This is a genomic window from Citrobacter freundii complex sp. 2025EL-00176, from assembly GCF_053309355.1.
Genome location: NZ_JBRYHT010000001.1, coordinates 705,232 through 725,984 on the forward strand (window position 1 = coordinate 705,232; position 20,753 = coordinate 725,984).

The following is a 20,753-nucleotide window of genomic DNA, read 5'->3' on the forward strand; positions in this document are numbered from 1 at the left end:
AATGTGTGGACGACCACTGTCACAGCATTAGAGGATAACCCGATGTCCTTCACCCGACGTAAATTTGTCATTGGCATGGGGACGGTGATTTTTTTTACCGGCCCAGGTCAAAGTTTGTTAGCAAGCCCCAGGAGCACTAAAGGCGTTCGTTATGTCATGATCCACGACGAATCTCTGTGTAACGGCTGTAACATTTGTGCCCGCGCATGCAGGAAAACCAATCATGTTCCTGACCAGGGAAGCCGTTTGTCGATAGCGCATATTCCGGTTTCGGATAACGACAACGAAACGCTGTATCACTATTTTCGTCAGTCCTGTCAGCATTGTGACGATGCGCCCTGTATTGAGGTCTGTCCGACCGGCGCCTCCTGGCGAGATGAGAACGGCATTGTGCGGGTAGATACGTCTTCGTGTATCGGCTGCAGTTACTGCATAGGCGCGTGCCCTTATCAGGTACGCTATCTCAATCCGCGCACCAAAGTGGCTGATAAATGCGACTTTTGCGCTGAATCACGTCTGGCGAAAGGTTTCCCTCCGATCTGTGTTAACGCCTGCCCGGAACACGCGCTGATTTTTGGTCGTGAAGATAGCCCGGAGATTCAGACCTGGCTGCGGGAAAACAAGTATTACGAGTATCAACTTGCAGGCGCCGGGAAACCCCATCTGTATCGTCGGTTCGGTCAACATTTGATTAAAAAGGAAAATGTATGAACGCGTCGCAGAATGCCGAACAGTTTCACGCTCAGCTTGCGCAATATGTCCCTATGTTTTCACCTGACTACTGGCCTGTGTGGTTGGTCATCGCCGGATTAATGCTGGTGGGAATGTGGCTGGTGCTGGCGCTACACGCCATGCTGCGCTTTCGTGCCGCGCATAAAGCGTCGGCAGGGCACGGTGAGAAGGTCTACTTATACTCGAAGGCCGTTCGTTTGTGGCACTGGTCGAATGCGTTGCTGTTTCTGCTTCTTCTGGTGAGTGGACTCGTCAATCACTTCTCGGCCGTCAGCGCGTCGGTGATGAAAAGCCTGCTTACCGTACACGAGGTCTGTGGCTTTTTGCTGCTCGCCTGTTGGATTGGTTTTGTCCTGATCAACCTGATTGGCGGCAACGGACATCACTATATTATTCAGCGCCAGGGTTGGATCGGACGAGCGCAAAGACAAACGCGTTTTTACCTGTTTGGCATTATGCAGGGAGAGTCACATCCATTCCCGGCATCGCCACGTTCGAAATTCAATCCGCTACAGCAGGCGGCCTATGTTGGCGTGATGTATGGTTTGCTGCCGCTGTTATTGATATCGGGTCTGTTATCGCTCTATCCGGCGGTTGTCGGCGATCTGTTCCCCGGCGTGCGTTACTGGTTGTTACAGGCGCACTTTGCGCTGGCAATAGTCAGTCTGTTTTTCATTTTTGGGCATCTGTATCTTTGCACCACGGGACGCACGCCGGGCGAAACCTTCAAGTGTATGGTGGATGGCTATCACCGGCATTAAGCGATGATGATTACGCGTAATGACTTACGGGCCTGGCGCGTTGGGCCCGTAATGTATCGCTGGTTTCTACGTACTTTTCCCGCCGGGGGAAGTTATGCCGATGTACATCGTGCGCTCCAGCGGGAAGGGTATATCGACTGGGCAAATAGTCTGGTGGAATATGGCTGGTCAAAATGGCGGGAAGAAGAGAGTTTTGTCCGGCAGGATATTCGCGCGATGGGAAATATTTCCCGCGTGCAAACGGTGGGTGAAACAGGTAGGCCGCTGGCGAGTGCGGAAGATAATGCCAGCTTTGGTTGTGCGGATGACAACGTTAAAATCGCCAGCGCCGGCTATGCCGCACAGATTGCCAGTGCAGGTTACAGCGTACGTATAGGTAGCGTAGGCTATAACGCGCATATCGGCAGCTCGGGCGATCGCGGGCGAATTGCGGTCGCGGGAAATTCAGCCCGTATCAGTAGCGTGGGCGACGGTACACGTATCGCCAGTACCGGCATGCGTGTTCGCATCAGTGCACTGGGTGACAGAAATCGTATTGCCAGCAGCGGTGATTTAACCCAGCTAGCCTGTTTCGGCGTGGAATCGAAAATCGCCAATTGCGCAGACAATATCCATATTATTGCCAGCGGAGAGAACGCGGTTGTTGCCAGTACCGGTACTGTCGATTCGATTATACTCGGTCCTGGCGGATGCGCGGCGCTGGCCTATCATGATGGCGAAAGAATGCGTTTTGCGCTTGCCGTTGAAGGTGAAAATAATATTCGGGCTGGCGTGAAATATCGGCTCAACGAAGACCACCAGTTCGTGGAATGTTGAGCCTTGAGGTCATTTTAGCGCGAACCGTCGCTGGGTGATTTTTTCCAGGCTAAAGCACAGCAGGTAATAGACCAGTCCGGTAAAGATAAAAATGGCCGCCGGATAGATTTGCACCCGGCTATTAACCTGACCGGCAACGGTCGTGAGTTCTGGCACATTGACGATAAACGCCAGCGACGTGTCCTTCAGTAGTCCAATAAAAATCCCGGTCAGTGACGGCATTATGTTGCGCAGTACTTGCGGCAATAAAATAAGCCACAGGGCCTGGTACGGGCGAAAACCCTGCGCCACTGCCGCTTCATATTGCCCGCCAGGTAACGCGCTAATTCCCGCATACACCGAGTGCATCACCGAGGCGGCGGTGAACCATGCCAGCGCCAACGTCACAGTAACAGCGCCGGGCAGATCGCTTCCAGTCAGCATGGGGAGCAAATACCACATCCAGAAAATCACAAAGATTAACGGAATGCCGCGAATAAACTCGGCCCAGATAAACAGTCCTTTGCGAACCGCGCCCGGAAAACGCCAGGCGCAGCAGGCAAGAACTATCCCACCGGGCAGTGCCAATAATGCCGCGCCGATGGCCATCAGCAAAGTGAGCAGCACGCCGCCGGGTTGGCCTTCGGCCACACGTCCCCACAGGAGATAGTCAAGATTGTCGGTAATGACCGAAATATTAGCGATCATGTAGGATGCTCCTGAAACTGAATGGACGCGTTCTTACCCTGAACGGTTTACCTGACGCAGATTTCGGACCAAGACGCGTAAGCAGCATGCCCAGCACGATGCCGAAAAACAGATAGAGGGCTGTTCCAACGGCAAAGGCTTCCAGTGCATGCGCGTTATAGCTCTCAATTTGCCGTACCTGATAGGTCAACTCTGCAAATCCAATACCGCTGGCAAGTGAGGAGAGCTTCATCAGGTTGAGATATTGACCAACGATCGGCTGCCAGGCGTTCGCCAGTCCCTGAGGAAGCAGAATGTGACGAAAAGCCGCCCAGGCAGAAAAGCCCTGAGCAATGGCCGCCTCGCGTTGCCCGGCAGAAACCGCCTGCAAACCAGAGGCAATCTCCTCGACCAAAAAGGCTGAAGTAAAAACACCCAGCCCCCAAGCAGAACAGAGAAACTCCGGCGTTAACCACCAGACATCACCCGGCAGAACAGACCACGGGTGTTCAGCATTAATAAAGGTAATCACGTCACGGGGTAGCCAATTCCATGCAGCGAAATACCAGAACATCAGTTGCACCAGTAAAGGCGTATTGCGAAAAGCGGAGACCCACACGCCGACCACCGCGGTGGCAACGCGATTGCCCGTCAAGCGCAAGCCGAGTAGTAAGAGAGCAAAGAGAGTGGCGACCGCGACGCCTGCCAGCGTCACCCATAGCGTGGTGAGAAAACCGGAAATTATCCATTGTAGAGGTTGCCCGCTCAGCACCCCCTGCCAGTCCATTAGAAGCATTATTACGGTAACTCCTGGTGTAACGGGTCGAGCACTTTTTTCAGGAAACGCTGGGTTCTGGGATGTTGCGGGCGGGTGAAGAAATCCTCCGGTGAGGCGACTTCAAGTATATCGCCGCCATCAATGAATATCACACGATCGGCAATCTCGCGGGCGAAGTGCATTTCATGAGTCACGACGATCATTGTGATACCGCTGTGAGCCAGATTTTTCATCACTTGTAACACCTCGCCGATCATTTCTGGATCCAGCGCGGAGGTAGGTTCATCAAACAAAATGATTTGTGGCGATGAGGCCAGCGCGCGGGCAATGGCAACGCGCTGTTGCTGCCCGCCGGATAACTGAGCAGCATAGGCATCGGCTTTCTCGAGCAGTCCCACTTGATCCAGTAATTCGAGTGCCCGGCCTTTCGCCTCAGCCTTATTCCAGCCGTGAACATATTCCAGTGCCAGCGCAATGTTTTGCAGCGCTGTCAGATGCGAATAGAGATTGAATTGCTGAAATACAAAACCGATACGGCTGCGTAACTGGCGTAATGCCGCCCCGCGCAACTGGCTAATCGGTTTACCATCAATGAAAATTTCGCCACCGCTGAGCGACTCAAGCTGGTTGATAAGACGTATAAGAGTGGATTTTCCAGAGCCAGAGGGACCCAAAATGGTCACCACTTCACCAGGTTCAACTGCCAGGCTGACACCGTTAAGTACGGTATGAGCGTCATACTGTTTAATCACATTGTGCAGTTCGACGCTTGCCTGACCCAATTGGGTAAAGTCCGCAGCCGAAGCTGCGGAACGATGAAAAAGGGCTGAGAGCATATTACTTAGCTTCTATTTTAAAGGCGCGGGGCTGCGGGTTTTTGGTTTCAGGACCGAACCACACATCATAAATTTTTGCAGCCTGACCGGTAGACTCCAGCTTCAAGAGTTCATCGTTGACGGCTTTTAACAGAGCGGGTTCGCCTTTTTTTACCCCCACGCCGATCTCTTCTTTACTCAGCAGGTCCGGCAAAATTTTGAAATCTGCTTTATCCGGCGCACCGCTTAATAAGCCCGCCAGAATGGTACTGTCCTGGGTGATGGCCTGCACATTACCGTTGCGTAATGCGGTTAATGCCAGGGGGATATCGTCATAGGCTAGTACGCGTGACTGCGGGAAGCGCTGATGTAACGCCTGCTCACCGGTAGTCCCTTTTACCGCGCCGATTCGCGCTTTGCTGTATTCATCGAGCTTGTCCGGAGATTTTGCCGGCACAAGGAACTGCTGGCCGGTGACAAAATAGGGCACTGAGAAATCGATCACCTGTGCGCGCTCAGGTGTGATCGTGATATCCGCTACGATTAAATCGGCTTTACCGGATTGTAATAACGGAATACGGTTGGCCGGGTTGGTGGCTACCAGCTCCAGTTTTACCCCCAGTGATTTTGCCAGCGCTTCGGCAAAATCGACGTCGTAGCCGACAATCTTATGCGTTTTTGCATCAACTGAACCGAACGGCGGATTGGCGTCGAATGTCGCCACTTTTACTACGCCTGCGGCTTTGATATCGGCCAATTGGTCGGCCTGAGCTTGCGAAACGCTCATGCCAGAGGCCAGCAGCACGCTGAGTGCCAGAAGTGTTTTTTTAGCGCTGTGAATTTTCGTTGCCATCATTGTATGAAATCCCTGTAGTTTTTGGTTTGCGCTTTTTACGCTCCCATAACTTACGATTCAGACAAAATAAGAAAAAATTCTTATCTATATACAAAATGTTATTAGTGAAAGGAGGGAGCTGGAGTGATGTCTGCAAACGTTCAGAAACGCTACGTGATTACCCTTATGACCTGTACCATACGTCAATAAAGTTCATGGCTGGGGACAAGCATGCTGCGTGATAATTTTAACGACCTTTATTATCTTATTATCGTCGCCCGCGAGCGGAGTTTTACGCGGGCTGCGGCAAAGCTTGGGGTCTCGCAATCAGCGTTAAGCCACGCGATACGTGGACTCGAAGAGCGGCTGGATGTACGACTCCTAACCCGCACCACGCGCAGCGTTGCGCCGACTGAAGCCGGAGAACGGCTCATCAACAGTATCAGTCCGCGTTTTGATGATATTGAAACGGAACTGCTGGCATTAACCGACATCCGTCAGCGGGTGGCGGGTAACATTCGCCTAACCTTGGGTGAACATGCGTTGCAATCGACCGTCTGGCCCGCGCTGGCGCCATTTTTGCAGGCTTATCCTGATGTGAAGGTGGAAATGACCATCGACAACAGCCTGACGGACATTGTGGCTGGCCGCTATGACGCGGGTATTCGTCTCGGCGAGCAGGTGGCAAAAGATATGGTTGCCGTCAGGATTGGTCCGGACTGGCGCATGGTGGTGGTCGGTTCACCCGATTATTTTGCCCGCCATGGTAAACCACTTACCCCACACGATCTGCAAAGCCATAACTGCATCAACATGCGTATGCCGACGTTGGGCGGGCTGTATGCCTGGGAATTTAGCAAGGGCGGACAAGCATTGCGCGTGCGGGTTGAAGGGCAGCTTATTTTTAACAATCTGCCCCCGCGAATTAGCGCAGCGATTGCCGGGATGGGACTGGCGTTTGTGCCGGAAGATACTGTCGAACAGGCGGTGACTGATGGTGCGCTGGAAAAAGTGCTGGAGGACTGGTGCGAACCTTTCCAGGGCTATTATATGTACTACCCCAGCCGCAGGCAGCACACCGCCGCCTTTGCCCAATTGATTGCGGCTTTACGGTATACAAGCTGAAGTGGGAAGGGTTCACAGGCGATAAAAAACCGGCATTGCGCCGGTTTGGAAATCAGATTTTGCAGGCGTCGCCGCAGTCATTATCAGCAATAATTTCCTGCGCTTTCTTATCTGCATCTTCCAGACGTTCAGCATTACGCTCTTGCGCTTCTTCCAGTCCATCAAAGACCAGATTATCGAGATCAATTTCCATCATTCACCTGCTCAGGTTCAGCGTTTAACATCACACTATTATATTGCAAAAATGTTGCTTAACAGCAGCGATTATTGCTACTTAGCCTCGAACTTAAATCAGGTGCGCATATTTTTCCGGCAGCGTGGCCCACAGATGACGGTTTGCCGCGCTGAGAATAATATCGCGCATACATTCCCGCGCCGTAACACCTTGACGCAGCCGTATGGCTTCCAGTAGCAGACGATGCTGCTCTACAGCATGCTCTGTTTCCCGTACTGATGACTCCTGTGTCTGTTTAAACGACAACATCATGGCCGCTGAAAGGGCGTTGCCAATTGACATTAAAAATGGGTTATGACAGGACTTTAGCAGAGCGGTGTGAAAGGCTAAATCCCCTTCCTCAAAGAGTGCGACCTGATCCTGCTGTTGTCCGCGCGACATCAGCGTCCAGGCATCTTCAATGGCGGCCAAATCGCGGGCTGTCGCGTTCGCGGCAGCCAGTACGGCAGCGTTAGGCTCAAACATCAGACGCGTCACCACCAGTTGCTCCGCCACATCGGGTGAGATCCCCACTTCTTCCATCCAGCCCAGCACATCCGTATCCAAAAAACTCCAGAGTTCGCGCGGATTGACCGTACTGCGCCGTTTAGCCTGGATGGATAGCAAACCTTTTGCCGACAGGACATGCAGCGCGTTTCGCACGGACGTACGTGATGCGGAATATTGCGCGGCAAGCTCATTTTCACCGGGGAGCATATCCCCATCACTCAGTGTTCCGCGGATGATTTTCATCGCCAGATCGCGGGTGATCGTTTCAGAGATAGTGGCCAGAGAAGTGGTCATAGTTTGCCTTGAAAATTTGGGAGTTACCCATTGTAAGCATAAAACGCAACGTTATACATACAAGGTGTCACTTCTTGTCGCTTCAGATGAGAGGTGGCACGTTTTATTCCACTTCACGATCGCGCTCACAGATCCTCTATGCAAAATTCACTACATTCTTGTCATACAAGATTTGATTATTGAGGTTACAAGATGAAAGGGGAATGGATCGCAATCGACTGGGGAACCTCGAATTTCCGCGCTTGGTTATTGGCTGGAAATGATGTGCTGGATAAACGCAGCGCCAACTCCGGACTTCTCCATGTCGAGCCGGGGCGGTTTGATGTGACGTTAAAAACGCTACTTGGCGAGTGGGTTGCGGATAGGACGCCGATGATTGTGATGGCCGGGATGGTGGGGTCGCAGCAGGGCTGGTATGAGGTTGACTATTGTCCGTTACCAGCCAGTGCCGACAGTCTGCTTGCGCACCGCAAAAAGTTAACTACTTCGTGGGGCAGTGAAGCCTGGATTGTTCCTGGTTTATGTAAATCACCCAGTGGTGATTTACCGGATGTGATGCGCGGCGAAGAGATTCAGCTACTGGGACTGTCTTTACTGGAGGGAATCGATAATTTCCAGGCGATCCTTCCGGGTACACACAGCAAACACGTCCGAATGAATCAGGGGCAACTTGTTGATTTTTCAACATATATGACCGGTGAACTTTTCCATGTACTCATCACACATTCTTTGCTGGGACGTGCGCTTCCTGACGCAGTCGTTGATGACAACGCATTTCTGCGTGGCGTCGCGGTATCACGACGCCACGCTGCGCTAAGCCAACTTCTCTTCTCCGCCCGAACGCTACGCCTTTCGGGAGAAATATCTGCTGAATCAGTAGGGGATTACCTCTCCGGCTTATTGATCGGGTTGGAGTTTACCACTGACAACACCGGTCCTGTTTGGCTGGTGGGCAGCGCGGCCTTAACGCGCCGCTATCAACTGGCTGCCGAAGCATTCGGCATTCAGACATGCTGCATCGATGGCGATCGTTGTTTTATTGCCGGTATGCAGTCCCTTCAACAACGGCTAACTGAGAAACAAAATGGACAGTTTTGACTTTGCCTCCTTATGGCAGAAAACGCCGCTTCCGATGATCGCGATTTTACGCGGTCTGACGCCAGAGGAAGCGCCGGAAATTGGCGATGTATTGCTGGAGGCGGGCTTTACGTGGCTTGAGGTACCGCTAAATTCTCCGCGTGCGCTCGATTCTATTACGCTGCTACGTGAACGCGTCGGCGAGCGTGCTATCGTCGGGGCGGGTACGGTACTGACGGCGGAGCAGGTTGATAGCGTCGTCGATGCGGGCGGACAGGTAATTATATCGCCTAATATGAATCCCTCGGTAATTTACCGCAGCAGAGAACGAGGGGCTATCAGCTTGCCCGGTGTCGTCACGCCAAGTGAAGCGTTTACGGCCCTGGACGCAGGTGCCAGCGGTTTGAAGTTTTATCCTGCGGAAATGATCTCCCCAGATATCCTGCGGGCTATGTGCGTGGTATTACCACCTCACGTCGTTTGTATGCCGGTAGGCGGTATTACTGCCGAATCGCAGCAGTTGCAAAGCTGGTGCAGGGCGGGAGCGAAAGGTTTTGGCTGCGGCGGTGGTTTATATCGTGCAGGCGCAGATAGCAAACAGGTTCGGCATAACGCGTTGGCCTATGCTCAGGCATGGCAACAGGTAATCGCAGAGCGTAGCCAATAACAACTCAAGAGGCTGAAAGATGAATACGCGTACCCTCGATTCTGAAAACAAAAATGCGGTTTATCGTAAAGTTACCCGACGACTGATCCCGTTTTTAATCCTGTGTTATTTCTTCGCCTACCTCGATCGTGTGAACGTGGGTTTCGCCAAACTCCATATGCAGGATGCGCTAAATCTTAGCGATACGGTTTACGGAATTGGCGCGGGTATCTTTTTTATCGGTTACTTTATTTTTGAAGTACCGAGCAACTTGCTAATGCAGCGCTTTGGTCCCCGTTTCTGGATTGCGCGCATCATGGCCAGTTGGGCAGTGTTGTCTGCATTGACGATGTTTGTTACCACGCCAACCCAGTTTTACGTTGTGCGTTTTTTACTGGGCGTAGCAGAGGCCGGCTTCTTTCCGGGGATCGTTTACTATTTAACTTTATGGTTTCCTTCATGGCGTTCGGCGCGCACGCTGGGACTGTTTATTCTGGTGACGCCGTTATCCACCATTATCGGCAGCCCGCTCTCGGGGCTGATCCTGAAAATGTTTGAAGGCGTAGGTCATCTGCATAACTGGCAGTGGTTGTTCCTGGTAGAGGCAATTCCTTCATTCCTGTTGGCCTTTGTCGTGCTGCGTTATCTCGATAATGACGTGAAATCGGCGCAGTGGTTATCGAATGATGAGAAAGCATTAATCGAGCAGGATCTGCAAAAAGACCAGCTTGATAAAGTCGCTGCCAATGCGGGAATGCCGCAACATAGTTTGTCCGCGATGTTCCGTAATCGCTTCGTCTGGCTATTGGCGCTGATTTTCTTCAGCTTCAACATCGGGTATTACGGCATTAACTTCTGGCTTCCATCGATTATCAAAAGCTCTGGCGTACAGGATGATTTTGCCATTGGCCTACTGGCAGCTGTGCCTTATATCTTCGGTGCGGCCTGCATGTTGTGGAACAGTCGCCACTCAGATCTGAAACAGGAACGTCGCTGGCATATTGCGATTCCGGCAATAGTCGGCGCAATTGGCCTGACGTTCAGCGCGCTGAATGAAGGCTCAACGTTCTGGATGATGGCATGGATTTGCGTTGCTATGTCCGGCACGTTATCGCTGATTCCCACCTATATCAGCCTGCCGGGGACATTACTTTCTGGTACGGCGGCGGCGGCAGGTATCGCGTTAGTGAACTCAATCGGTAATCTGGCCGGGTTCTTTGGTCCAACCGTTCTTGGCTGGTTGAAAGACACCACCGGCAGCACCAGCAGCGGGCTATATATTCTGGCGGGATTTCTGGTGCTCTGCGCTCCGCTTATTTTCCTTATCCCGGCACGATTGATTAACCCTCGCGATCGCCAGGCAACGAAACCGACAGAAAACAATGTATTAACGAAAAGAGGTCATATATGAGCAGTTGTGGCAGCGGATGCGCAGGTTGCGGTGGCGAACACTTCAATCCGATCCTCAGTGGTGATGACGGTGCATTAAAGCGCGCCCTGTATAAATCGATGGGGCATACGGACGCGCAGCTCCGCCGTCCAGTAATTGCTGTAGTTAATAGTTATACCAATGCGACGGCAGGGCACGCCAATCTGAATGAACTGACCTCACATGTGCTAAAAGGCATTGATGAAGCGGGAGGAGTGGGAATGGTGTTTGGCACCATCGCCCCTTGTGACGGCATCGCCGAAGGGCATCTGGGTATGCGCTATATTCTGGCGGCACGCGAAATCATCGCTAGCTCAATCGAAGTCATGATGCGCGCCCACCGCTTCGATGGCATGGTGTTGCTGGGATCGTGCGACAAAATCGTCCCTGCCATGCTGATGGCGGCTGCACGTCTCGATATTCCTGCCATTCTGGTGAACGGCGGGCCAATGTATCCCGCGGAATACAAAGGTAAGCACTGGGACGGCAATATCGTCACCGAGGCGATTGGCTGGAAACGTCGTGGCGAAATTGATGAAGCTGAGTTCCGGCATATAGAAGATATTGCCGAACCGGGGCATGGTTCCTGCACCATGTACGGTACTGCCAATACGATGTGCTGTATTGCGGAAGTACTGGGTATGAGCCTGCCAGGTAGTAGCATGCTGCCCGCGATTTCACGCGAACGCCGTGATTGTGCTTATGCGACCGGGATGACGGCGGTGGATCTGGTAAAACGTGGAGTGAACGCGCGGCAGATTATTACACGCGAATCAATCCACAATGCGATGGCCTATCTGCTGGCGACGGGAGGTTCCACTAACGCCATTCTGCATTTGCAGGCCATTTACTATGAAGCTGAACTGGGGCATCTGCCGCTGTCTGAATTTGATGCGCTGAGCCATCAGGTACCACTGGTTGCTTCGCTCTATCCGGCATCGGAATACGACATGATCGATTTTTGGGAGGCCGGCGGCGTTGCGGCGGTGGAAAAAGAGATCGCCAATTTACTGGATCTCAACTGCCTGACGGTCAACGGCCAGAAAAAAGGGGAATGGTTGATGGATGTTCCCTCCACCCGACGCCCGGACGTTATCCATACGCTGGCGATTCCGGTACGCAATGAGTCGGGGGTTGCTGTGCTACATGGCAACTTGTCACCGATGGGATGCGTAGTGAAGCCCGCTGCGGTCCCGGACCATTTGATGGTCTTTACCGGTCCTGCGGTGGTATTTAACAGCGAAGATGAGGCCGTAGAGTCAATTCTCTCCGGCGATATTCAGCCCGGTAGTGTATTGGTTCTGCGCTATGAAGGGCCAAAGGGTGGACCGGGTATGCCGGAGATGTATAAGCCAATGAAATTCCTCGAAGGCATGAACCTCTCGGACTTCTGTGCGCTGATCACTGATGGGCGTTTTTCCGGTTCAAACCGCGGCCTGTTTGTTGGGCATATCTCGCCAGAAGCCAGCGATGGCGGCGTGCTGGCACTGGTGGAAACGGGCGACTCAATCAGTATTGATATTCCGCAGCGGACATTAACGTTGAATGTGGCAGATGCTATTTTGGATGAACGTCAGCAACGTTGTCAGTTGGTGCATAAAGAGGTACCGCGCGGGTTCTTGCGTCTGTATCGACGCTGGGCGCTACCTGCGGCGCAAGGCGCGGTGCTGGCGGACAAGGAGGATTTGTAATGGCAACAACTGCAAAGATCCAGGGCGTTAATCCCATTGTAGCTATGACGTTTACGTCACAAGGTGATGTGGATTTTGCAAGTTTTCGTCGTCTGTTGGCACATCTTTCGGGCGTGGGCGTTAACGGGCTGACGCTGTTTGGGATTGCCAGTGAGTTTCCTAAGCTTGACGATAGTGAACGATTGCAATTGGCGGAAATTTTTATTGCTGACTTAGCGGATAAAGGTGTCTTTCGCGCGCTGTCGGTAACCGATCACAGCACCGACCTCGCCGTACGTCGGGCGCGGCGGTATCAGAGTATGGGGGCTGACGCGCTGATGCTGCTTCCACCGTTCTTCCTTCAACCGTCACTTGCCGCCGTGCAGGCGCATATCGCGGCAGTTCTGGAGGCGGTAACCATTCCGGTAATGGTGCAGTACGCTCCGGGAGAGACCGGATTTCCGGTCTCTCCCGCACAACTGGCCGAAGTAGCCAAACGCTATCCGCATGCAGTGTTTAAGATTGAATGCAATCCGCCGGTGGACTATACCCGTGAGTTTCTGGAACGAGCACCAGAGGCTCATGTTCTCAACGGTTATGCCGGTTTGTATATGCTGCAGATGCTGGGGGTGGGGGGCAAAGGTGTGATGCCCGGCTGCTCGTTTAGCGAAATTTATGTGCGAATTTATCGTCACTGGCTGGCAGGAGAACATCAACAGGCGGTGCAATTACACGAGGCGCTATTACCCTATATTCAGCGCTGGATGCAGCACTGTGAGTATATCATTCAGGTTGAAAAGACAATATTACAGCGACGCGGAATCATCGATGATGACTACTGCCGCAAGCCTAGTTGGTCATTAACGAATGAAGATGTAAAACATATCGATCGTTTTATTTCACAATTCAGTTTGTTGGCCTGTTCCGTACGAAAAGAGAACATTTGATAACCGCTTTAACGATACGCTATGCGCCGGATTAAAAATCGAGATCCGGCGCAACTTAACGTTTTCTCTAAACACCTTCTTTTAGCTTTTAATTTCACATCTCCTCATTAACTCAGATTGTTAATTATTTGTAATATTTTGCTGCCTTGCGCCTGATATGGCAGCAATGTGATGTGCGATCATTTTTAACAAATATGCGACAAAATCACTATACATATAACTTAATATCTTTTATACATTCATTGTTCAACCCTGCGACTATTCCACAAAAGAGAAAGATATATGGAACAGACACCTGATAAGAAAAACGATAATCTTCAAAAAGATGGCAAAGAACAGTTCAATCGCTCAATCGGTTTAATTTCAAACTTCGCGTTGGGTTTTACCTACCTTTCGCCGCTCACGGCCGTCTATTCGCTGTTTGCGCTGGCCGTTACGCTGGCGGGGCCGCCCGCAGTATGGTGGATTTTAATCGTCGCATGTGGCCAGCTTTTAGTGGCGTTGGTGTTTGGTGAGGTCGCATCCCAGTATCCGATCACCGGTGGGTTGTATCCCTGGGCGAGAAGATTATGGGGCAAGAAATATGCCTGGATCGCCGCCTGGATTTACCTGTGGGCGCTGGTGGTCACCATTACGTCAATTGCGGAATATACCTCGACGTTTGTTGAGTCGCTGTTCCACTATGGCCAAACGCCTGCCACCATGTTGCTGACATCTGTCCTGCTACTGTTGTTGATGATGGCTGTTAATATGTCCGGGACCAAAAACCTGGCCAGGGTCGCCAAAATTGGCTTCTGGTGTGAAATTGTCAGCGTGATTGCGCTGGGAATTTATCTGTTGATCTTTCACCGTTCGCAGCCTTTCTCCGTCATCTTTGACTCGATGGGCGTGCTGGCTCAGGACGGAAGCTACTCCACCGCATTTATGTCTGCCGCGCTGATGGGGCTGTTTATGTTCTTTGGCTTTGAAGCCTGCGGTAACGTAGCGGAAGAGGTGCAGAACCCGAGCAAAAAGATCCCGGTCGCGATGATTTTAAGCATCGTATTTGGCGCGATTTCCGCCATCATTTCCGTGATGGGTTATCTGCTGGCATCACCGAATCTGGTCAGTATCGTGAATGGTAAAACGTCCGATCCGATCCCCGCCATTCTCAATGAAGCCCTGGGAGAAACCGGCGCAACTATCTTTATCATCGTCGCGATTGTGGCGATGTTGTCGTGCATTTTGTCTCTGCAGGCTGCGTTAAGCCGTCTTATTTTTTCGTTCTCCCGCGACAGAATGCTGCCGGGAAGTGAATGGATGTCCAAAATCTCGAAAAACGGCGTTCCGGATAATGCGATGGTCGTCAGTTGCCTGCTGCCGGTGATCATCTGCGTTTGGGTCTATTTCCAGCCAGACAACCTGTCGCGTATTACCGCGTTTGCCGTAATCGGTATTTATATCTCGTTCCAGATGGTCGTGCTTGCTGCGTTGCGTCAGCGTCTGAAGGGCTGGAAACCGGCCGGGGAGTGGACCATTGGCGGTTGGGGCGTGATTGTAAACGTACTGGCCTTAGCCTATGGATTATGCGGGATCTGGTTATTGGCTCAACCGGCAGACAGCAGCGACTTCATTGACCGTTGGACAGTGTTGTTCGGACTGGCGATTGTCGTTGGGTCGGGGCTTATCTATATGTTCCTGACCCGACCGTTTGGCCGCTCTGCGGCGCCGGAAAACGACGCCATTGCTTACGCCAATAAGCTCAATATGGGGCAGGATAACTAAAACTAAGGGCCTTCGGGCCCTTAGTTTTGATAGTGATAAAGGATAAAGTAGTCGCTCTGATATACCACGGTGCTGTTGGCGGGCGACAGTAACTCACCCACGCGAAAGCGTGGCCAACTGGAGAAGATAATCCTGTTTTCCAGGTTGGTCAGAATGACATAGTCAGGATGAGCGCAGGAGAGCAGTTCGGCTTCGATTTGGCTGACCAGCAGATCGACGGCGGCGACGCCAAGGAACTGATCGTTGTAGTAGACCGGCACTGCCGAAGTCAGGGTATAGGAGATATTGCAGATATAATCGACGTACGGGCCGTGGATATAAGCTTTACCTGCCGGTGGCGAATGTTTAAACCACTCGAAGGTTCTGAAGTCCAATCGTTGCTGCGTGGCCTGATCCAAATCGAGGTGCGCCTGGCTCAAGCCATTATCTTTCTTATACCACCACTCCAGCAGCCAATACTCTTTGCTGGTGGCGGTGCTCTCTATATGGCTGGCAAATCCGGCTCCAGAGCAGTAATGGTTGTCATTGAGCGTGCGCTTAATATGCTGTTGAACGGTGGATCTCACAGAGGGATCCAGGACAACCTCGGCTGAAGCTTTCTGTATCCCGGCAATCGCCTCATGGATGCTCCTCGCCAGCGCCACGGTAGAATCTACGGTAGAGACGGTAATATCATCAATTTTACGGATTAATGCGCTTAAAGATGTCGAAGAGCTCATGGTCTGTCCTGCCTTCACTGATTGTCAGTTCGAGTTATATTTCAGCTTTTTTTCAATAAGGTAGTAGGTAAAGGTGTCGATGATCCGCGTGGCAAGCTGTACTGATTCCGCCTCGTCGTGGGCTGCCAGCGCATCGGCCAGCGCTGAATAAAGCGCAATAATTTCGGCATGAATGCTGTCCGTGCGATAGAGGATCGCCACCAGCGATGCCCACTCAGCCTGCACCTGAAGCTCCTGGTTTGCCAGCCGCGCCGAATGTGAGCTGGCGGCTATCGCCAGCAGGCAACGCATATCGGCCTGGGTCATCAGCTCAGGTGATTTTGCCTTTCTGAGCACCTCAACAAACTCGCGAAATTTGGCGATATCCGCGCCGGTCATTCGTCTGGAGGCAAGTCTTGCGCTATGGCTGATGATGGCGCAATGCATTTCCCCCAGATCCGAAAGGTAATCGGTACTGATCGCTTTGAACGGATGCAGGGGGCTATTTTTGCCATCGATATTTTCGCAAACAAAACTGCCACCATTACGACCACGAACAGTATGGATAAGATTATTAGCCCGAAGCGTGTTTAGCGCTTCTCTGATAGTGATATGTGAGACACCCATCATCTTTGCCAAATCAGTTTCGTTGGGAAGCTGTTCTTTCGGCTCCAACAATCCCGTGATAATGGCGTTTGAAAGGCGTTGCACTATCTGGTCTGAACGACTGACCTGCCCGATAGGCGCAAATATGACCGCGTGAGTAATCATAATCTTTTCTGCACTCAATTCCCTGAAACAACGACCCTTTCTAACACATGCCTGCTGGGCAAGGAAGGTAAGAATGGCCGCGTTATTTTACATGCCCATGCGCAAAAGCTGCCGCACAGACGGATGTGTGTCCCGATAACCTCTGGAGCCGCGCGCGCCGCGTCAGCTGACAGTGACAAGCCTTATCCTGAATAATGTAAAAAATAAGTTAAAAATGCGAGGCTTATCATAGTGTCAATGTTGCGTATTTGAAAAGTTTTTACAATATATATATTACATAAGATTCTTTATGTATTAGCAGGCAGGAGACAGACATGAAAACCCTGAAGCATTTTATTAATGGGCAATATGTAGCAGGCAGCAGCGAAGATACCTTCGAACTGGTGAGTCCGGTCGACGGTGAAACGTACGCATTATCTCCTAATGCCAGCGCGGCAGAGGTGGAGCAGGCTTACTCTGCAGCTGAAGCGGCGTTTAGCATATGGAGAAAATCGACACCGGCCCAGCGACAAATAGCGTTATTGCGCCTGGCGGACGAAATAGAACGCAACGTGGAGCGACTGGTAAATGCCCAGAGCCAGGAGACCGGTCAGCTTCGCCATTTTATTGAAAAGGAAGAGATCGCGGCATCCTGCGACGCCATCCGTTTTTTTGCCGGGGCTGCGCGTTGTCTTGAAGGCAAGGCAGCAGGCGAATATTCCGCTGGATTTACCTCGACTATTCGCCGGGAACCGCTGGGCATTGTCGGGCAAGTTACGCCGTGGAATTACCCGTTTATGATGGCGGTATGGAAGATTGCGCCAGCACTGGCGGCAGGTAACACGGTAGTGTTAAAGCCAAGCGATACCACGCCGGTCAGTACGCTGCTGTTGGCGGAACTGGCGGCACCCTTGTTTCCGAGAGGGGCGTTTAACGTGGTTTTAGGCAAAGCCAGTACCGGTTCTCTGGTGGTTTCAAATCCGCAGGCCTCACTGGTTTCGATTACCGGTTCGGTCCGTGCAGGTCTACAGGTTGCGGCCTCGGCAGCGGCGAACCTGACCCGGGCGCATCTGGAGTTGGGCGGGAAGGCGCCCGCAGTGGTCTTTGCCGATGCGGATATGGACAAGGCGATTGCCGCGATTGTCACGGCTGGCTTTTTCAATGCCGGGCAGGACTGCACCGCGGCCACGCGTATTCTGGTCGAACAGTCCATCTACGCTGAATTTCTGGAAAAACTGGTACAAAAAACAAAGAGTATCAAATTTGGGCCGCCAGAAGATCAGGATGCGCTGTATGGCGCATTGAATAGCCGGAATCAACTGGAGCAAGTGAAAGGCTTTATTGAGCGTTTACCGGCACATGCAAAAATTGAAACCGGCGGGCGCGCCGGATCTGGCCCTGGCTTCTATTTTGAGCCGACGATCGTCTCTGGTCTGCAACAGCGCGATGAAGCTATCCAGCACGAAGTCTTTGGTCCAGTGATGACTATTCAGTCATTTTCGGGCGATGAAGACGCATTACTCAAGGCCAATGACGTGGAATATGGGCTGGCGGCGAGCGTCTGGACCAGCAATCACAGCCGTGCGCAGCGCTTCAGCATTGATCTTGATTTTGGCACGGTATGGATTAACAGCCATATTCCCCTGTGCGCCGAAATGCCGCACGGCGGCTTCAAAAAATCAGGTTATGGCAAAGATCTCTCATCTTATTCACTCGAGGAATACACGCGAGTGAAACATATCATGTGCGACATTTCTGAATAACGAGGGTGGTGATGAAAACATTAAAAGTAGCGGTGCTTTCATTGGTGATGCTCTCGGGCTATAGCCTGGCAGAAAGTCCCTCGCTGAGTACCGTGAAAGAGTATATGGCGGCGTGGAATGCGCATGATGCTTCGCGAGCGGCGCAATATCTTGCAGATGATGCAGTCTATTATGATGCTGCCGCGGGAGAACCGATTAGCGGCAGGGGAAAAGCAGAAAAAGAGGTTATTGGGGCCTTTATTAAGGCGGTCCCGGATCTGACCTGGAAAATGATCAGTAAACCCGTTTATGACGAGGATACCGTGGCTTTTCGTTGGCAATTTTCAGGCAAAAATAGTGGTGAATGGGCTGGGAGCCCACCGACAAATAATCTGATAAAATTTGAAGGTGTCAGCTATATTCATGTTAAAGCAGGAAAAATCACCTGGCAGGGTGATTATTATGATTCTAAGAAACTGGATGAAGAATTAAAGCCAGTGAAATAGATGGCGATCCCCTTTTTGCTGAGAAGGGGACGCCTCTTATTTGTGTCGTGTTAAGGGCAGTGTAGCAATAAGGAAAAAGTTAATGGCAATTACCAGACGTGATTTTCTCAACGGCGTCGCGGTGACCGTTGCGGCGGGGCTTACCCCGCTGGAATGGGTCAGGGCGGCAGGGAAGGAAAACGCATTTATAGATGGAAGTTATTATCCGCCTGCGCTGACGGGTCTGCGGGGTAATCATCCTGGGTCGTTTGAAATGGCGCATGCCGTGGGCCGAGAGCATAAACATTTTGATTTAAACGCTTTGCCTATTGAGGAAGAGTACGATCTGGTGATTGTGGGCGGTGGTATCAGCGGGCTGGCTGCCGGTTGTTTCTGGCGTCAACTTGCCGGACAAAATAGCCGGATTCTGATCCTCGATAATCATGACGATTTTGGAGGACATGCCAAACGGAATGAGTTTACCAGCTCGGGCAAGAAACTACTCGGCTATGGCGGCAGCGAAGCATTCCAGTCGCCTGCGCATAATTTCAGTCCGGAAGTGCAAAAACTGATGGAAACTGTGGGCGTCAGCGTCACGCGGTTGAAAGAGAGTTTTGACGTCAACTTTTACCCCGACTGGCAGCTCAGTCGCGGTGTTTTCTTCGATAAAAAGAATTTTGGCGAAACCAAAATCGTCAGCGGCGATCCGGGACGTGCGGTATCTGATGATATTCCGCCGGACAGATTGAATGGACGCAAGATAGAAGACTTTATCAATGATTTTCCGCTAAGCGAGAACGACAGAAAAGCGTTAATCGATCTGCATGTACATCCTGCGGACTACCTTCCCGGTATGACGGTTGATGAGAAAACTGAATGGCTGGATACCCACAGCTACAGTGAATTTCTGGCGACAAAAGTCGGTTTGAGCAAAATGGCGCTGCTCTATTTTCAGCAGCGCTCTAACGACTTCTTTGCCATTGGCATCGAAGGGATTTCCTGTAGCGATGCCCGGGCGTGCGCCTTACCGGGTATGGAAGCGCTGGGATTACCCCCGCTGGACGGAGAGTCGCTGGCCGACCTCGAAGAGCCGTATGTTTACCATTTTCCGGATGGGAATGCCGGTCTGGCCCGACTGCTGGTCAGGTATATGCTGCCGGATGCGCTACCGGGCACCACCATGGAGGACTCGGTCCTCGCCAGACTGCATTATGAAAAACTGGACCTGCCGGAAAACACCACGCGTCTGCGCCTGAACAGCACGGTGATTAACGCCGCCAACGTACAGGATGGTGTTGTTGTCAGCTACCTGCGCGACGGCAAAATGCATCGCGTTCGTGGTAAGAACACCATTATGGCGGGTTATAACATGCTGATTCCGTATCTGGTGCCAGAGATGCCGGAACAGCAGCAGGCGGATCTCAAACTGAACGTGAAAGCGCCGCTGGTATACACCAACGTGGTGGTTAAAAACTGGCAGGCATTTAAACAGCTTGGCGTGCATGAATTTTACTCTCCGGCAGCCCCTTACAGCCGGGTCAAACTCGACTATCCGGTCAGTATCGGCGGGTATCAACACCCAGCCTCACCAGACGAACCGATGGTGATTCATATGGTTTACGTGCCTACGTATCCGGGCAGTAACCTCTCGGCCAGAGAGCAGTTCCGTCTGGGGCGGGCCTATCTGCTGGGGACGACATTTGCGGCGCATGAAGAGATGATTCGCTCCCAGTTGCAGGAGATGTTTGGCTCAACAGGCTTTGATAATCAACGCGATATTGCCGCCATTACGGTTAACCGCTGGGCGCATGGCTATGCCTATTACCCTAACTCGTTGTTCGACGATATGGATAAAATGCCGGAGATTATCGAGCGGGCGCGCAAGCCAGTTGGTCGAATTGCCATTGCTAACTCCGATTCTGACTGGGGGGCTTATGCTCATACGGCGATCGATCAGGCATGGCGAGCGGTTAATGAACTCAAGGATATGGGGTGATCT

The 20,753-nt window shown here is 51.9% G+C and carries 21 protein-coding genes; 13 read left to right on the top strand and 8 right to left on the bottom strand.

Going from position 1 to position 20,753, the window contains the following annotated elements; genetic code table 11:
* The first annotated feature begins 42 nt into the window (after nt 1-42).
* From ACVXHP_RS03470 to ydhT, 3 genes are read left to right on the top strand one after another with little or no spacing between them, the layout of a single operon-like run.
* Nucleotides 43-711 (top strand): 4Fe-4S dicluster domain-containing protein, encoded by a 669-nt coding sequence (locus tag ACVXHP_RS03470; RefSeq protein ID WP_042308731.1) that lies wholly within the window; start codon nt 43-45, stop codon nt 709-711.
* On the top strand, nt 708-1,493 hold the full coding sequence (phsC, locus tag ACVXHP_RS03475; protein WP_137349831.1) for a thiosulfate reductase cytochrome B subunit: 786 nt from the start codon (nt 708-710) through the stop codon (nt 1,491-1,493). The genes ACVXHP_RS03470 and phsC overlap by 4 nt, the downstream gene beginning before the upstream one ends.
* A 3-nt stretch (nt 1,494-1,496) precedes the next feature.
* Entirely contained in the window at nt 1,497-2,309 is an 813-nt protein-coding gene (gene ydhT / locus ACVXHP_RS03480; RefSeq protein WP_447570852.1) for a protein YdhT, read from the top strand.
* A 9-nt stretch (nt 2,310-2,318) separates the two neighbouring features.
* Here ydhT and ACVXHP_RS03485 read toward each other — a convergent pair whose 3' ends face one another.
* From ACVXHP_RS03485 to ACVXHP_RS03500, 4 genes are read right to left on the bottom strand one after another with little or no spacing between them, the layout of a single operon-like run.
* Nucleotides 2,319-2,996 (bottom strand): amino acid ABC transporter permease, encoded by a 678-nt coding sequence (locus ACVXHP_RS03485; protein ID WP_200006597.1) that lies wholly within the window; start codon nt 2,994-2,996, stop codon nt 2,319-2,321.
* The gene (locus tag ACVXHP_RS03490; RefSeq protein ID WP_447570853.1) at nt 2,986-3,771 is read right to left on the bottom strand and encodes an amino acid ABC transporter permease; all 786 of its coding nucleotides are present in this window, start codon (nt 3,769-3,771) and stop codon (nt 2,986-2,988) included. Before ACVXHP_RS03490 ends, ACVXHP_RS03485 begins: the two co-directional genes overlap by 11 nt.
* Before the next feature lie 2 nt (nt 3,772-3,773).
* Nucleotides 3,774-4,589 (bottom strand): amino acid ABC transporter ATP-binding protein, encoded by an 816-nt coding sequence (locus ACVXHP_RS03495; RefSeq protein ID WP_447570854.1) that lies wholly within the window; start codon nt 4,587-4,589, stop codon nt 3,774-3,776.
* Nucleotide 4,590: 1 nt separating this feature from the next.
* Nucleotides 4,591-5,424: an ABC transporter substrate-binding protein gene (locus ACVXHP_RS03500; RefSeq protein WP_200006594.1), complete on the bottom strand. Its 834-nt coding sequence runs from the start codon at nt 5,422-5,424 to the stop codon at nt 4,591-4,593.
* A gap of 210 nt (nt 5,425-5,634) precedes the next feature.
* On the opposite strand from ACVXHP_RS03500, the gene ACVXHP_RS03505 reads away from it, so the two are divergent.
* Nucleotides 5,635-6,528, top strand: a complete 894-nt coding sequence (locus ACVXHP_RS03505; protein ID WP_200006593.1) for a LysR family transcriptional regulator — start codon at nt 5,635-5,637, stop codon at nt 6,526-6,528.
* Between the two features lie 52 nt (nt 6,529-6,580).
* On the opposite strand, the gene ACVXHP_RS03510 is transcribed toward ACVXHP_RS03505, so the two are convergent.
* Together ACVXHP_RS03510 and ACVXHP_RS03515 are read right to left on the bottom strand one after the other, a co-directional pair.
* Complete coding sequence (locus tag ACVXHP_RS03510; RefSeq protein ID WP_003832695.1) at nt 6,581-6,721, bottom strand: hypothetical protein; 141 nt, start codon at nt 6,719-6,721, stop codon at nt 6,581-6,583.
* A 93-nt stretch (nt 6,722-6,814) separates the two neighbouring features.
* Complete coding sequence (locus tag ACVXHP_RS03515; protein WP_200006592.1) at nt 6,815-7,546, bottom strand: FadR/GntR family transcriptional regulator; 732 nt, start codon at nt 7,544-7,546, stop codon at nt 6,815-6,817.
* 192 nt (nt 7,547-7,738) lie between these two features.
* On the opposite strand from ACVXHP_RS03515, the gene ACVXHP_RS03520 reads away from it, so the two are divergent.
* The 6 genes from ACVXHP_RS03520 (at nt 7,739) to ACVXHP_RS03545 (ending at nt 15,079) form a co-directional block, all read left to right on the top strand.
* Nucleotides 7,739-8,644, top strand: a complete 906-nt coding sequence (locus ACVXHP_RS03520) for a 2-dehydro-3-deoxygalactonokinase (RefSeq protein ID WP_447570855.1) — start codon at nt 7,739-7,741, stop codon at nt 8,642-8,644.
* Nucleotides 8,631-9,290, top strand: a complete 660-nt coding sequence (locus ACVXHP_RS03525) for a 2-dehydro-3-deoxy-6-phosphogalactonate aldolase (RefSeq protein ID WP_316129445.1) — start codon at nt 8,631-8,633, stop codon at nt 9,288-9,290. Before ACVXHP_RS03520 ends, ACVXHP_RS03525 begins: the two co-directional genes overlap by 14 nt.
* A gap of 19 nt (nt 9,291-9,309) precedes the next feature.
* Nucleotides 9,310-10,680 carry an MFS transporter gene (locus ACVXHP_RS03530; RefSeq protein ID WP_200006589.1) on the top strand — a complete coding sequence of 457 codons (1,371 nt, stop codon included), beginning with the start codon at nt 9,310-9,312 and terminating at the stop codon, nt 10,678-10,680.
* Nucleotides 10,677-12,389: a dihydroxy-acid dehydratase gene (gene ilvD / locus ACVXHP_RS03535; RefSeq protein WP_447570856.1), complete on the top strand. Its 1,713-nt coding sequence runs from the start codon at nt 10,677-10,679 to the stop codon at nt 12,387-12,389. The genes ACVXHP_RS03530 and ilvD overlap by 4 nt, the downstream gene beginning before the upstream one ends.
* Nucleotides 12,389-13,315, top strand: coding sequence for a dihydrodipicolinate synthase family protein (locus ACVXHP_RS03540; RefSeq protein ID WP_447570857.1), 927 nt, complete (start codon nt 12,389-12,391; stop codon nt 13,313-13,315). Before ilvD ends, ACVXHP_RS03540 begins: the two co-directional genes overlap by 1 nt.
* A 282-nt stretch (nt 13,316-13,597) precedes the next feature.
* Nucleotides 13,598-15,079 carry an APC family permease gene (locus ACVXHP_RS03545; protein ID WP_447570858.1) on the top strand — a complete coding sequence of 494 codons (1,482 nt, stop codon included), beginning with the start codon at nt 13,598-13,600 and terminating at the stop codon, nt 15,077-15,079.
* 20 nt (nt 15,080-15,099) lie between these two features.
* Here ACVXHP_RS03545 and ACVXHP_RS03550 read toward each other — a convergent pair whose 3' ends face one another.
* On the bottom strand, nt 15,100-15,798 hold the full coding sequence (locus ACVXHP_RS03550; protein ID WP_447570859.1) for a cache domain-containing protein: 699 nt from the start codon (nt 15,796-15,798) through the stop codon (nt 15,100-15,102).
* A 24-nt stretch (nt 15,799-15,822) separates the two neighbouring features.
* The gene (locus ACVXHP_RS03555) at nt 15,823-16,548 is read right to left on the bottom strand and encodes a FadR/GntR family transcriptional regulator (RefSeq protein ID WP_262797219.1); all 726 of its coding nucleotides are present in this window, start codon (nt 16,546-16,548) and stop codon (nt 15,823-15,825) included.
* Between the two features lie 314 nt (nt 16,549-16,862).
* Here ACVXHP_RS03555 and ACVXHP_RS03560 point away from each other — a divergent pair, with 314 nt between their 5' ends.
* From ACVXHP_RS03560 to ACVXHP_RS03570, 3 genes are all read left to right on the top strand, one after another.
* On the top strand, nt 16,863-18,290 hold the full coding sequence (locus tag ACVXHP_RS03560; protein WP_447570860.1) for a gamma-aminobutyraldehyde dehydrogenase: 1,428 nt from the start codon (nt 16,863-16,865) through the stop codon (nt 18,288-18,290).
* A gap of 11 nt (nt 18,291-18,301) precedes the next feature.
* Nucleotides 18,302-18,775, top strand: a complete 474-nt coding sequence (locus tag ACVXHP_RS03565) for an ester cyclase (protein WP_447570861.1) — start codon at nt 18,302-18,304, stop codon at nt 18,773-18,775.
* A gap of 82 nt (nt 18,776-18,857) precedes the next feature.
* A complete protein-coding gene (locus ACVXHP_RS03570) occupies nt 18,858-20,750 on the top strand; it encodes an NAD(P)-binding protein (RefSeq protein ID WP_447570862.1) in 1,893 nt (630 codons plus the stop codon).
* The last annotated feature ends 3 nt before the right edge of the window (nt 20,751-20,753 follow it).